Raw genomic sequence first — 13031 nt, forward strand, 5'->3', positions numbered from 1 at the left:
GGGCTGGCGCGGGCCGGGGTGGCGGACGGGCGCCTTCTGGTGGCGCCTCGCGCCGGGGCTGCCGGCGGGTGAATGCCGCAGGCATTCAGGTCCGCATGTCTGAGGGGGCGAAGCCCCCGAGTTGGCGGACCGGCCCGTCGGCAGTCCCGGTGCGAGGGAACCCTCCCGCAACGCGGGAGGGCGCAACCAGCCGGCGCCCGTCCGCCACCCCGGCCCGCGCCAGCCCTGCGGCATCAACCAGCAAGCCAACGCCGCAGGCAAAACTCACTGCCGCACCAGCTCGTAATAAACCGCCGGCCCCTTCCCGCCGATGGTGTTGTCGAGCTTGAACGACACCCCGTTGCCATCCACCGTCACCGGCCGCGTCTCGACCCGGTTGCCGCGGGCATCCAGCGCATACAGCGTCCAGTTGCCCGAGATCGCCAGCCGCGCCTCGATGACCGAGCCGCGCATCAGCACCGGCAGCGTGCCCCAGGCCGCCAGCGTCTTGGCGGTCGAGTCGGTGAACTTCATGTTGGTGTTGCGCGCGTCGGTCACATGCGTGAGCAGGATGCGGCTGGTGGCGGTCAGCGCCTGATCGTTGTCGAGCGCGATCGCCGCCACCGTCGCGCCCGGCGTGAAGCGGCCGATCGACAGCACATTGCCCTGCACCACGGTCGAGTCGAAGGTCAGCACCTCGGTCTTGGGCGTGACCACGCGCAGCGCGCGGTTCCTGAAGTCCCAGATCGTCTGGTTGGTGTCGGACTGGACCAGGCCGTTGACCGCGTCGGTCTGGTTGTTGGGATAGAGCATGCCGGCCTCGCGCACCCGGGCGGCGGTCTCGTACCACTGCGCATCGCCGGCGGCATAGCCGGCGAAGGCGGCGCGCGGCGTGGGCGTCAGCTCGTCGTTGGTCAGCAGCGGCTCCTTGATGAAGTTGGGCGCCGTGCCGCTGCCGGTCCAGTTGCGGTTGCCGTCGGTCTGGTCGGGCGTGATCTGGGCGATCTTGCTGATGAAGGACATGTTCGCCACCGCCGGCGTCCAGCTCATCATCCAGCTCGCGCCCCAGCGGTAGTCGAGCATCTTGTCGGGCCGCGCGGTGTAGGCCACGGTGAAGCGCGCCGGCCACACGTCGCCGCGCCGGTACAGGAAGGCGGCGATGCGGTCGCTGGCGGTCAGGATCGGATCGCCCCAGTTGAAGAAGCTGCGGATCTGGCCCAGGTGGTCCCACTTCGGCGGGTTCTGGTAGGCGGTGGCGTCGAGCTGGTGGCCGAAGCTGCACAGCCCGTTCCAGCCCTGGTGGGCGGCAAACGCGCCGCTCATCGCGCCCGATTCATAGCGGTACTTGTTCCAGAACGGCTGCGAGAACTCGGTCGCGTAGAAGTTGCGGCCGTGATAGCGCAGCCCGGCCGCGCCGCGCAGATAGGCGCCCATCGTGTCGAAGGCGCTGTTGTTGACGATGCTGCTGCCCACGCCGTCGCCGCTCGGATGGTCGTGATAGTTGTTGAAGGTGATGGCGTCGCCCTGGCTGCGCGCCAGCGTGTCGCCCCAGCTCTGGCAGGAATTGGCATTGCTGAACTTGCCGACCGCGCCCTTGGCCGCGAGGTAGTCGCGCATCCAGCTGGCGGTGGCCATCTCGGTCTCGGCCATGAAGCGGCCGAAGTCGTCTTCGCGCCTGGTCTTGCCGGCGCTGCGCAGCGGCAGCGCCACGCCGCCGAGCGACGGGTCTTCGCCGGCGGCCAGCGCCACGGCGCTCCAGGCCGCCCGGAAGGCCTCGACGCTGCCGTACTTCTTCATCAGCCAGGCGTTGAAGCCGGGCTTCAGGCCATCGTCGAACTTGCCGCCCGACACGCCGGCCACCATGGCGATCGAGCCTTCGTTGATGCCGACGATGACCTTGAGGTTGGGATCCTTGGCGATGGTCACGCCGTTGTAGGGATTGACCGTGTCGAAGATGCGGTCGACCGCCTTCTTCCACGCGGCCTGGTAGCGCGGGTCGTAATGGATGCGCGACTTGGCGTTGACGGCGGTGTTGTTGACCCAGCCGGTCTTGTACGACTGCGCATCCATCGTGTAGCCGATGCCCTGCTTGCCCAGCTCGGCGATCAGGCGGAACAGCGAGTCGAGCTGGCCGGCGTTGATGTTGGCGTCGACCGTGCCCGACTGCATCAGCGCGGCGTCGATGCCGTGCAGCCGCACCAGGTTGTAGCCGCGCCGCTTGATCTCGTTGACATAGGTGGTGGCGGCGGTCGCGCTGCCGAGCGGCGACATGCTTTCCAGCACCCAGTTCATGCACATGCCGCGCGCGCTATAGCCCTGGAGCGGGCCGCTCAGGTCGAGCGCGGTGCCCGGCGTGACGGTGAGGTCGTATTCCTTCATCGGCAGCCAGAGCGCGCCGGCGGCCAGGGTGCCGGCATCGCTGCTGGCCACCAGCTTGACCGGCGTGGCCGACAGCGTGCTGGCGATGGCCGCCGCCGCGGTGGCGCGGCCGACGCCGGCGGCGCTGTCGTCCGGGCTGCTGCCGGCCACGGCCTGGTTGCCGCCGGTGCTGGCGGATTCGCTGGCCAGGCCGCCGGCGGTGGTGATCGCGGGCGTGGTCACCGCGCCGTCGCGCGGCGTGGCGACCGGCGTGGTCACGGCGGCGGCCGTGGCGGCGCTGCCGGCGGCTGCGACGGGTGATTCGACACCACCGCCGCCACAGGCGGACAACAGGCTTGCCATCGCGATCGAGGCGGCAATGATCGAAGGAGAAAACGGAATCTTGGCTGCCATGGTGGCCCCCCGGTGAGACGTGAGTCGTGACGCAGGCCGGCGTGCGCAGTGGCGGCCGGTCCTTGTCCGGGTTAGCGGGCGGCAATGGGGGGAAGCTGAATCGGCGGGCGGGCCGGGCGCGGCGGTCTAGGACAGCGTTCCGCATTCCGGCTAGGAATCCGCGGAAGCGCGGAGGCAGGGCAGCGGAAGGCGCGGGCGGGGGGAAATGGAGGGCGCGGCTGTCGGCGTCCGCCGACCTTGACCGACCGCAACCCGCATCCGGGTGATGCGGCGAACTGCCGGTCTAAGCCGGTGTTGTTCCGCAATGTGAGAAGTGCGTGAACTTGAGCCTAGGGTTTACCCGATAGTCCGATGCTTAGATCGGCCTTCGGGAAAAGCGGCGTCGGAAGAAATCAGACAGCCGCGCTACGCCGGCTTCCGACACGCCGGGTCCACCAGAGCGCACTGCCGCTGGCGAGGAGAAAGCCGAGGCCGAGCAGGAATTCGCGGCCTTCCACCAGCGCATCGGCGCTGACGCTGAGCTGGCGCGCGAGGCCGAGGCCGGCGACCGCCAGCGCGCCCGCGCCGACGATGGCCGGCACCCAGCGCGCCGCGCCCGAGCCGGGCGCCAGATGGCCGCGCAGCAGCCGGCTGATCCACCAGCCGCTCGCGCAGTCGGTGGCGCACATGCCGGCGGTGAAGGCCAGCGCCAGTCCGGCGCCGGCAGCGGCCGAGCCGCGCTCCAGGCCCACCGTGCCGAACCACAGCGCCAGCGTCAGCGTGTCGAACGAGATCGCGAACAGCATGCCCAGCAGCAGTCCGCCCCAGGCCCGGCCAAACACCGGCGCGCGCTGCACCAGCCGGCCGCGCCAGCCGCTCACCGGCGCATCGCCGACCAGCGCCGCCTTGAGATTGAAGGCGCCGATCAGGCCCAGGCAGGCGATGGAGAACAGGCTGCCGGCACGGTCGAGCCAGTCGGGCAGATGCAGGCCGCCGGTGCGGATGCAGGCCAGCGCCGCCGCCAGCACCACCGCGCCATGCCCGAGCGAGAACAGCGCGCCGGCCAGCCGCGCCAGCCCGTGCCGGCCGGCGCGCGCATGCAGCCGCACCAGCCCGTCGATGGCCGCCAGATGGTCGGCATCCATGCCGTGACGGGCGCCGAGCAGGGCGCCGAAGGCGAGGGCGAGCGGCAGGCTGGCGGAGAGCGGAAGGTCCATGGCGGCAGGCGGCGGATGAAGAATCGGCATTTCTTCATACACGTTGCATGCCAGCCGGCGGAGCGGGATTTCCCGCGCGCCGGCTCAGGCGGGCTTCAGTACGGCCAGTTCTGGTTGCTGATGAACTGGTGGCCGTCGGCGCCGTCCACATGCAGCCACACGCTGCCCCAGCTGGGCGGATTGGCCGAGGTCCACTTGCCGAAGGTGAGGCTGGTGGCGCGCGCCGCCACGTTCTTCCAGACGTTGACGCTGGTGTCGCCGTTGCCGGCGTTGACGCCGACGCCGCCCATGGTCTTGGTGGCGTCGGTCGGCAGGGTCCAGGTCAGCGCCACGGTCGAGCCGCTGACGAAGCTGCCCGCCAGCGCCGGCTTGAAGGTCTTGGGCGTGGCGAACCAGCGCGTCTGGTTGGTCTGGGCCTGGGCGTTGCTGTAGGGCACCGAATGCAGACCCAGCGTGGTGGTGGCGCCGACCTTCTTGTAGGTCGGGCCATAGAACACCAGGGTGTAGCGCGAGCTGGCCTTCATCAGGCTCAGGTCGACGCATTGCGTGCCGCTGCTGTTCGAGCACTCCGGAATCCAGGTGGAGTTGCTGCTGACCAGCCCGGTGGTCAGCACATTGAAATTGCCGCCGGTGACGGTGCGGCCCAGCACGATGCCGGCCACGGTGCCCAGATGGGCAAAGGTCTGCGACGCCGGCAGGCCGGGGCCGCTGATGCGCACATAGGCGACGGTGGCGGGCGCGCCGTTGTCGATCCAGAACTCGACCATCCGCGCAAAGCTCCAGGCGCTGGCGGTATTGGGCCGGAAGCGCTTGTTGATCGCATGCGGCTCGACATAGGCCGGGCGGCGGTCGCCCCAGAAGCGCCACTTGCCGTCGTCGCCGAGGATGAACTGCATCTCGGGCCGTTCGAGCACCGTGCTGTCGGGCGCCTTGATGATGAAGCTGGCGAGCAGCGTCTTGCCGTCGGCGGCGACGCTGACGATCTTGTTGAGCGTGAGCGTGATGCCGACGTTGTCGGCGCTGAGCACGCCATTGGCGCTGAGGACGGTGGCGCGGGTGTCGCCGCCGTCGAGCAGGTCGGCCGCGAACAGGTCGAGCAGGGTGGCGTCGTTGGCGGCCGGCACGGCGCTGGCGAACAGCGCGTTGAAGCGCGCGAACAGCGTGGCGATGCCGGTGGTCTGGGCCGTCGTGGCCTGGGTGACGGCGGCGGCCTCGGCGACCGGCAGGTCGGCGGCGCGGGCGGCCGGGCCGGCGACGAGGCAGAGCGCGAGCGCGGCGAGCGCAAGCGGCTGGAAGGCGAAGCGGGACATGGTCGTTCGTTCCTGTCGTTGTGGGTTTTGGTGCCGCGTCATGCCCGGATGCGGCGCGGCGCGGCGGCGCGATGGTCGGGCATTCGGCGTTTGTCGGTGCGCACAATTGCGCGCGCATTGCGCAAATGGCCGGATCGGCCGGCGTTGTGACCGAGTTGCGCGATGGCGCGCGCCGCAGCGATCACGCCGCTTGCAGCCGGCGGCGCCAAGCGATCACGGCGCTTGCGCCCGCGGGCGTTACTCGATGACCTGCGCGAGATGGCTTTTCAGCCGCCGCGTGGTCCACCAGACCACGCCGGCAATCAGCGGGATCGATGCGCCCGTGACCAGCTCGGGCGACACATGCAGGCCGCCGTCGTGCAGCGCTTCGGCCATGTGATGCACGAGCGAGCTGGCGTAATAGGTGATGGCGGCGATCGACAGCCCCTCGACGGTCTGCTGCAGGTGCAGCTGCATGCGCTGGCCGTTGCCGAGCGAGCGCAGCAGATCCTGGTTCTGCAGCTCGGTCTGGATCTCGACCCGGGTGCGCAGCAGCGCGCTGGTGCGCGAGACCCGCTCCGACAGCTGGTTCATGCGGTGCACGGTCGCGTCGATGGTGGCCATCGCGGGCATCAGGCGGCGCTGCACGAAGGGGCCGATGCCCATCAGATGCGCGACCGGCTCGTCGAACAGGTCGGCCAGGCGCTGCTGGACGATGCCGTAATAGGCCTTGGATGCCGAGAAGCGCGTGGTGTGGTCGGCGATCACCATCTCGTTCTCGCCGGCCAGCCGCATCAGCTCGCCGAGCAGGCCGACGTCGTCGCGCTCGGGCTTGTGGATGGCCTGGGTCAGCTCGGCGAGCTGATGCTCGGACGCCGCCAGCCGTCCGCCCAGCCGGCGCGCCGGCGCAAAGCCGATCAGCGCCATCACGCGGTAGGTCTCCATCTCTACCAGCCCGGCGGTGATGCGGCCGGCCTTGCCCTCCTGCAGCCGGTCGCCCATCACCAGAAAGCGCGTGAAGCCGTCGGCGCGGATGGTGAAGTTGGCATAGACCCGCGCCCGCGACGTGCCGCCGCGCAGCCAGGCGCCGCACAGCCGCGCCGTGCCCAGAAAGGCGCGCGCGCGCTCGATCTCTTCTTCGGGCGGCGCGTCGGGGTCGGCGCGCAGCAGCACGATGTGGATCGCGGTCAGCGTCTGTCCCGGAATGGAACGCAGCCAGTCGGCCGGCGCGCGCACCAGATGCGACAGCTCGGGCTCGTCGGCGCCCCAGACCGCGTCCTGCGCGATCGGCTGGGTGATCGAGTAGCGCGAGAACTCGCCGTGGCGCTCCCACTTGAGCGTGAAGTTCTCGGTGTTGGCGCGCATGAAATGCGGCTCGTCGAGCGAGAAGCGCGCGCCGATGGATTCGAACAATTTGCGCAGATGGGCGTGCTCCACCTCGGGCGCGATGCCGGCGTTGAGCACCGCGATATGCGTGACCAGCGCCGGATGGCGGATGCGCGCGGTCGGCCGGGCGTGGATTTCGTCGTTGAGCGTGCGGCGCTCGGGATGGTCGGGCGGCATCAGCGGCCGGGCGGGGGCGGGCAAGGGCAGGTCGGGCATGGGTGGCGTCTGACGTTGGTCTTGTTGTGTCACTGGCTGCGCTGCTCGCAAACATCGCACCGACGCGAACTGTGCCGCCGCGACACGCCGGCGGGTGACAACACGCTGATCGCATGCGCGAAAAACCGATCACCTCATGATCGATTGACGCTTTGCAACACTTTCGGGGTTAACCCCCGAAAAATTTGTGCGCGCGAAAAATTCCCGTTTTTTCTCAATGGCTTGGCGTTCACCCGCGATGTGAATGAGAACTGGTCCGCTTATTGCCCTTGAGGAATTCAACGCGGCGGCCCGGTCCAGCGGGGGTAAACGGTCTGATCGAGAAGACCGCACGGCGGCGCGACCCCAGGAGAAAAAGACGGTGGAAACCTTCTACGAAGTCATGCGGCGCCAGGGCATCACCCGGCGCAGCTTCATGAAGTTCTGTTCGCTCACGGCAACCTCGCTCGGCCTCGGGCCGGCGTTCGTGCCCAAGATCGCGCATGCGATGGAAACCAAGCCGCGCACTCCGGTGCTGTGGCTGCACGGGCTGGAGTGCACCTGCTGCTCCGAGTCCTTCATCCGCTCGGCGCATCCGCTGGCGAAGGACGCCGTGCTGTCGATGATCTCGCTCGACTACGACGACACGCTGATGGCCGCCGCCGGCCACCAGGCCGAGGCGATCCTCGAAGAGGTGATGACCAAGTACAAGGGCAACTACATCCTCGCCGTCGAGGGCAACCCGCCGCTCAACCAGGACGGCATGAGCTGCATCATCGGCGGCAAGCCCTTCGTCGATCAGCTCAAGCATGTGGCCAAGGACGCCAAGGCCATCATCAGCTGGGGCTCGTGCGCGAGCTGGGGCTGCGTGCAGGCCGCCAAGCCCAACCCGACGCAGGCCACGCCGGTGCATCAGGTGATCCATGACAAGCCGATCATCAAGGTGCCGGGCTGCCCGCCGATCGCCGAGGTGATGACGGGCGTCATCACCTACATGCTCACCTTCGACCGCATTCCCGAGCTGGACCGCCAGGGCCGGCCGAAGATGTTCTACAGCCAGCGCATCCACGACAAGTGCTACCGCCGGCCGCACTTCGACGCGGGCCAGTTCGTCGAGAGCTATGACGACGAGTTCGCGCGCCGCGGCTACTGCCTCTACAAGGTCGGCTGCAAGGGCCCGACCACCTACAACGCCTGCTCCACGACCATGTGGAACGAGGGCACGAGCTTCCCGATCAAGGCCGGCCACGGCTGCATCGGCTGCTCGGAAGACGGCTTCTGGGACAAGGGATCGTTCTACGACCGCCTGACCACCATCAAGCAGTTCGGCGTGGAAGCCAATGCCGACAAGATCGGCGGAACGCTGGCGGCAGCCTCGGGCGCCGTGGTGGCCGTGCATGCGGCGGCCAGCGCGCTCAAGCGCGCGGCCGACAAGAAGGCCGAAGCGCGGGCCGAAGAAAAGAACGAAGCGCGCTGACCTCCGGCCGACAGGGAAAAAGACATGGGATACGAAACTCAAGGCTTCAAGCTCGAAGACACCGGCCGGCGCATCGTCGTCGACCCGGTGACGCGCATCGAAGGCCACATGCGCTGCGAAGTGAACGTCGACAGCAACAACATCATCCGCAACGCCGTCAGCACCGGGACGATGTGGCGCGGGCTCGAAGTGATTTTGCGCGGCCGCGATCCGCGCGACGCCTGGGCCTTCGTCGAGCGCATCTGCGGCGTGTGTACCGGCTGCCATGCGCTCACCTCGGTGCGCGCGGTCGAAGATGCATTGCAGATCCGCATTCCGCCGAACGCCCATCTCATCCGCGAGATGATGGCCAAGACGCTGCAGGTGCATGACCATGCGGTGCACTTCTATCACCTGCATGCGCTCGACTGGGTCGATGTGGTCAACGCGCTCAAGGCCGACCCCAAGAAGACTTCGGAGCTTCAGCAGCTGGTGTCGCCGAGCCATCCGCTGTCGTCGCCGGGCTATTTCCGCGATGTGCAGAACCGGCTCAAGAAGTTCGTCGAAAGCGGCCAGCTTGGGCCCTTCATGAACGGCTACTGGGGCAGCAAGGCCTATGCGCTGCCGGCCGAAGCCAATCTGATGGCGGTCACGCACTACCTCGAAGCGCTCGACCTGCAGAAGGAGTGGGTCAAGGTCCACACCATCTTCGGCGGCAAGAATCCGCACCCCAACTATCTGGTGGGTGGCGTGCCTTGCGCGATCAATCTCGATGGCGACGGCGCGGCCGGCGCGCCGATCAACATGGAGCGCCTCAACTTCGTGAAGGCGCGCATCGACGAGATGATCGAGTTCAACAAGAACGTCTACATCCCCGACGTGCTTGCGATCGGCACCATCTACAAGAACGCCGGCTGGCTCTACGGCGGCGGCCTGTCGGCCACCAACGTGTTCGACTACGGCACCTATGAAAAGGTGGCCTACGACCACAGCACCCAGCAGCTGCCGGGCGGCGCCATCATCAACGGCAACTGGGACGAGATCCTGCCGGTCGATCCGCGCGATCCGGAGCAGGTGCAGGAATTCGTCTCGCACAGCTGGTACGAGTACGCCGACGAGACCAAGGGCCTGCATCCCTGGGACGGCGAGACCAAGCCCAACTACGTGCTCGGCGACAAGGCCAAGGGCAGCAAGACCAACATCGAGCAGATCGACGAGAACGCCAAGTACTCGTGGATCAAGGCGCCGCGCTGGCGCGGTCATGCGATGGAAGTGGGGCCGCTGGCGCGCTACATCCTCGCCTACGCCCATGCGGCCAAGGGCAACCAGAACGTGCTGCGCCCCAAGGAGCAGATCGAGTTCTCGGCCCGCATGATCAACAAGGACATCCCCAAGGCGCTGGGCCTGCCCGAGACCGAGTACACGCTCAAGCAGCTGCTGCCGACCACCATCGGCCGCACGCTCGCGCGTTCGCTCGAAGGCCAGTACTGCGGCGAGATGCTGCTCGACGACTGGCATTCGCTGGTCAACAACATCCGCAACGGCGACACCGCCACGGCCAATGTCGACAAGTGGGATCCGTCCACCTGGCCGAAGGAAGCCAAGGGCGTGGGCACGGTCGCCGCGCCGCGCGGCGCGCTCGGCCACTGGATCAAGATCAAGGACGGCAAGATCGAGAACTACCAGTGCGTCGTGCCGTCCACCTGGAACGGCGGCCCGCGCGATCACAAGGGCCAGATCGGTGCCTTCGAGGCGTCGCTGCTCGGCACGCCGATGGTCAACCCCGAGCAGCCGGTCGAGATTCTTCGCACGCTGCATTCCTTCGATCCCTGCCTGGCCTGCTCGACCCATGTGATGAGCCCGGACGGCAAGGAATTGACGACGGTGAAGGTCCGCTGAGGAGCCTGCGATGAACGCCAAGGCGACGACTTACGACGACAAGGCCGCGGCCACCGGCACCGACGAAAATGCGGTGACGAGTGGCAAGAGCATCAAGTCGGTCTATGTGTACGAGGCGCCGGTGCGCATCTGGCACTGGGTCAATGTGCTCGCCATCACGGTGCTGTGCATCACCGGCTATTTCATCGGCAGTCCGCTGCCGACGATGCCGGGCGAGGCGACCAACGTGTTCGTGATGGGCTATATCCGCGCCGCGCATTTCATTGCCGGCTACACGATGGCGATCGGCCTCGCGGTGCGGGCCTACTGGGCCATCGTGGGCAACCACCATGCGCGCGAGCTGTTCACCATTCCGGTGTTCAGCAAGGCCTACTGGAGCGAGGTGTGGTCCATGTTCAAGTGGTACCACTTCCTCAGCAAGCGGCCCAACCGCTATGTGGGCCACAACCCGCTGGCGCGGCTGATGATGTTCTCGCTCTTCCTCACGACCGCCGTCTTCATGATCTGCACCGGCTTCGCGATGTACGGCGAGGGTGCGCAGGCGGGCTCGTGGGCCGACCGGGCCTTTGGCTGGGTCATCCCGCTGATGGGCCAGTCGCAGGACGTGCATACCTGGCATCACGTCGGCATGTGGCTCATCGTGTTCTTCATCATCATGCATGTGTATGCAGCGGTGCGCGAAGACATCATGGGCCGCCAGAGCGTCATCAGCACGATGGTGTCGGGCTACCGCACCTTCAAGGACTGAGCGGTTCCGGCATGGCTGCCGCCCCGGCTTCGCAGGCGCTGCGGCGCGCGCCCCCGGTCGAGCGACCGGGCGGCGTGCCGCTGCGGCGACCGGTGCATCCGGGGCGGTTTCTCAATCGCATGTTTCTGGTGCCGCTCGGCATCAGCCAGTCCGAGGCGGCACGCTGCCTCGGCGTGTCGCGCCGGCGGCTGCACGAGGTGGTGCAGGGGCGGCGCGGCATCACGCCCGACACCGCCATCCGCTGCGCGCTGCACTTCGGCGCCGATGCGGCGTTCTGGCTGGCGCTGCAATCGGCCTGGGACAGCTTCGTGGCCTGGGAGCGGCTGCGCGCCGACGGTGGCGCGGCGCTGCTGTCGCGCCGGGCGCGGCGGATGACCGAGCCGCCGGCGCCGCCGATGGTGGCGCTTGCCGAGGCCGGCGTTCACCGCCACGCGCCGCGCGCCCCGGCCTGAGCCTTTCCGCCCGACCGCATCAAACCCGCATTTCCGGAGAATCTTTCATGTCGAGCTTGCCTGCCAATCCGTCCGGCGCCGGCTGTCACGCCAGTGGTGACAGCGCGCGTCGCGTCGTCATCCTGGGCATCGGCAATGTGCTGTGGGCCGACGAGGGCTTTGGCGTGCGCTGCGTCGAGCGCATCCAGCAGGAATACGAGTTTGGCCCGGAGGTCGAGATCATCGACGGCGGGACCCAGGGGCTGTACCTGATCCATCACGTCCAGTCGGCCGATGCGCTGCTGATCTTCGACGCGATCGACTGGGGCTATGCGCCGGGCACGCTGATGGTCGCGCGCGACGACGAGGTGCCGGCCTACATGGGCGCCAAGAAGATGAGCCTGCACCAGACCGGCTTCCAGGAAGTGCTGGCGCTGGCCCAGTTCACCGGGCGCTTTCCGGCCAATGTGGCGCTGGTGGGCTGCCAGCCCGAACAGCTGGAGGACTACGGCGGCAGCCTGCGGCCGAGCATCAAGGCGACGCTGCCCGAGGCCATCGAGCGCGGCCTCGCGCTGCTGCGCGAATGGGGCGTGGGCTTTGCGCCGCGCACCACGCCGCTCAGCGAGCAGGAAGCGGTGACGCTGCCGCATCTGCGCATGGACCGCTACGAGGCCGAGCGCCCGAGCGAGGAAGACGCCTGCCGCACCGGCGACGCCCGCTTCATGCCGGCGCGCGCCTGAAGGAGAACGACGATGTGCATGGGAATTCCGATGCAGGTGGTGAGCGCCGGCGAGCGCCTCGCGCAATGCCTGGGCCGCGGCGAATTGCGCGAGGTGAACATCGCGCTGGTGGGGGCGGTCGCGCCCGGCGACTGGGTGCTGGTGTTCATCGACTCGGCCATCGAGATCATCGACGCCGGTCGCGCGGCCGAGGTGAATGCCACGCTCGATCTGCTGGCGGCGGCGCTGACCGACCAGTTCGGACCGGCCGGCGCCGATCCGGGCTTTGCGCTGCCGTCGGCCATGAGCGCCGATGCGCTCGCCGCGCTGACCGGCGGCGCGGCCAAGAAGGCCGCCTGAGCCGCGCCCGCGCGCCCCTTGCCCGTTGAATCCGCGCCTCCCGCGCCCCCGAATCCGCCGTACCGAAAGCCCGCCATGCACGACTTCCTCGCCCCGCCCGCCGACGCCGATGCGCCGACCGTTCCGCGCCTGATCGACCGGCTCGCCGCCGAGCCCGCGACCGTCTGGGTCGAGGCCGACACGCTGGCCGACTTCCTCGCCCAGCCCGGGCAGGCGGTGCTGTTCGTCTGGGGCGATCCGATCCGCTATCCCGAATGCCTCGACGTGGCGGTGGTGCTGCCCGAGGTGCGCCGCGTGCTCGCGGCCGAAGCCGGCGTCGCGCCCGAGGCCATGTTCCGCATCGGCGTCGTGGGCCTGGCCAGCGAGCGCGCCGTGGCCGAGAAGCAGGGCGCGCTCAAGCGGCCGTCGGTGGTGTTCGTGCGCGACGGCGGCTGGCAGGGCGTGATCGGCGGCATGCTCGACTGGAGCGAATTCGCCGACGAGGCGCGCCGCCTGATCGCCACCGCGCCGGGCCGCGCGCCCGGCATCGGCATCCCGGTGCTCGGCGCCAGCGCCTGCCATTGAGCGCCAATCTCCTTCGCCCGAACGCAAGCCAACCGAG

General features: G+C 68.5%; 11 protein-coding genes. 7 read left to right on the top strand and 4 right to left on the bottom strand.

The window, feature by feature from the left end:
* Positions 1 to 264: 264 nt before the first annotated feature.
* From B9P64_RS20770 to B9P64_RS20785, 4 genes are all read right to left on the bottom strand, one after another.
* Positions 265 to 2751, bottom strand: coding sequence for a hypothetical protein (locus tag B9P64_RS20770; protein WP_139826439.1), 2487 nt, complete (start codon positions 2749 to 2751; stop codon positions 265 to 267).
* 392 nt (positions 2752 to 3143) lie between these two features.
* Positions 3144 to 3947 (bottom strand): HoxN/HupN/NixA family nickel/cobalt transporter, encoded by an 804-nt coding sequence (locus B9P64_RS20775; protein ID WP_085318025.1) that lies wholly within the window; start codon positions 3945 to 3947, stop codon positions 3144 to 3146.
* A 95-nt stretch (positions 3948 to 4042) separates the two neighbouring features.
* Positions 4043 to 5257: a hypothetical protein gene (locus tag B9P64_RS20780; RefSeq protein WP_085318026.1), complete on the bottom strand. Its 1215-nt coding sequence runs from the start codon at positions 5255 to 5257 to the stop codon at positions 4043 to 4045.
* A gap of 237 nt (positions 5258 to 5494) precedes the next feature.
* Positions 5495 to 6838: a DUF3422 family protein gene (locus B9P64_RS20785; protein ID WP_085318027.1), complete on the bottom strand. Its 1344-nt coding sequence runs from the start codon at positions 6836 to 6838 to the stop codon at positions 5495 to 5497.
* Between the two features lie 361 nt (positions 6839 to 7199).
* Here B9P64_RS20785 and B9P64_RS20790 point away from each other — a divergent pair, with 361 nt between their 5' ends.
* From B9P64_RS20790 to B9P64_RS20820, 7 genes are all read left to right on the top strand, one after another.
* Positions 7200 to 8294: a hydrogenase small subunit gene (locus tag B9P64_RS20790; RefSeq protein ID WP_085318028.1), complete on the top strand. Its 1095-nt coding sequence runs from the start codon at positions 7200 to 7202 to the stop codon at positions 8292 to 8294.
* A gap of 24 nt (positions 8295 to 8318) precedes the next feature.
* Positions 8319 to 10172: a nickel-dependent hydrogenase large subunit gene (locus tag B9P64_RS20795; protein WP_085318029.1), complete on the top strand. Its 1854-nt coding sequence runs from the start codon at positions 8319 to 8321 to the stop codon at positions 10170 to 10172.
* A gap of 10 nt (positions 10173 to 10182) precedes the next feature.
* Positions 10183 to 10920 carry a Ni/Fe-hydrogenase, b-type cytochrome subunit gene (cybH, locus tag B9P64_RS20800; protein WP_085318030.1) on the top strand — a complete coding sequence of 246 codons (738 nt, stop codon included), beginning with the start codon at positions 10183 to 10185 and terminating at the stop codon, positions 10918 to 10920.
* Positions 10921 to 10931: 11 nt separating this feature from the next.
* On the top strand, positions 10932 to 11372 hold the full coding sequence (locus B9P64_RS20805) for a HigA family addiction module antitoxin (RefSeq protein WP_085318031.1): 441 nt from the start codon (positions 10932 to 10934) through the stop codon (positions 11370 to 11372).
* A gap of 47 nt (positions 11373 to 11419) precedes the next feature.
* On the top strand, positions 11420 to 12091 hold the full coding sequence (locus B9P64_RS20810; protein ID WP_085318032.1) for a HyaD/HybD family hydrogenase maturation endopeptidase: 672 nt from the start codon (positions 11420 to 11422) through the stop codon (positions 12089 to 12091).
* Positions 12092 to 12103: 12 nt separating this feature from the next.
* Positions 12104 to 12430 carry a HypC/HybG/HupF family hydrogenase formation chaperone gene (locus tag B9P64_RS20815; RefSeq protein ID WP_085318033.1) on the top strand — a complete coding sequence of 109 codons (327 nt, stop codon included), beginning with the start codon at positions 12104 to 12106 and terminating at the stop codon, positions 12428 to 12430.
* Between the two features lie 75 nt (positions 12431 to 12505).
* Positions 12506 to 12994 carry a thioredoxin domain-containing protein gene (locus B9P64_RS20820; RefSeq protein WP_085318034.1) on the top strand — a complete coding sequence of 163 codons (489 nt, stop codon included), beginning with the start codon at positions 12506 to 12508 and terminating at the stop codon, positions 12992 to 12994.
* Positions 12995 to 13031 lie beyond the last annotated feature (37 nt).

The sequence above is a fragment of the Derxia lacustris genome (genome assembly GCF_002105195.1).
GTDB classification, from domain to species: Bacteria; Pseudomonadota; Gammaproteobacteria; order Burkholderiales; family Burkholderiaceae_E; genus Derxia; species Derxia lacustris.

Coding starts and splice junctions, on each gene's coding strand:
- B9P64_RS20805 (WP_085318031.1), top strand. CDS start 10,932: ATGGCTGCCGCCCCGGCTTCGCAGGCGCTGCGGCGCGCGCCCCCGGTC.
- cybH (WP_085318030.1), top strand. CDS start 10,183: ATGAACGCCAAGGCGACGACTTACGACGACAAGGCCGCGGCCACCGGC.
- B9P64_RS20810 (WP_085318032.1), top strand. CDS start 11,420: ATGTCGAGCTTGCCTGCCAATCCGTCCGGCGCCGGCTGTCACGCCAGT.
- B9P64_RS20780 (WP_085318026.1), bottom strand. CDS start 5,257: ATGTCCCGCTTCGCCTTCCAGCCGCTTGCGCTCGCCGCGCTCGCGCTC.
- B9P64_RS20770 (WP_139826439.1), bottom strand. CDS start 2,751: ATGGCAGCCAAGATTCCGTTTTCTCCTTCGATCATTGCCGCCTCGATC.
- B9P64_RS20815 (WP_085318033.1), top strand. CDS start 12,104: ATGTGCATGGGAATTCCGATGCAGGTGGTGAGCGCCGGCGAGCGCCTC.
- B9P64_RS20795 (WP_085318029.1), top strand. CDS start 8,319: ATGGGATACGAAACTCAAGGCTTCAAGCTCGAAGACACCGGCCGGCGC.
- B9P64_RS20775 (WP_085318025.1), bottom strand. CDS start 3,947: ATGGACCTTCCGCTCTCCGCCAGCCTGCCGCTCGCCCTCGCCTTCGGC.
- B9P64_RS20820 (WP_085318034.1), top strand. CDS start 12,506: ATGCACGACTTCCTCGCCCCGCCCGCCGACGCCGATGCGCCGACCGTT.
- B9P64_RS20785 (WP_085318027.1), bottom strand. CDS start 6,838: ATGCCCGACCTGCCCTTGCCCGCCCCCGCCCGGCCGCTGATGCCGCCC.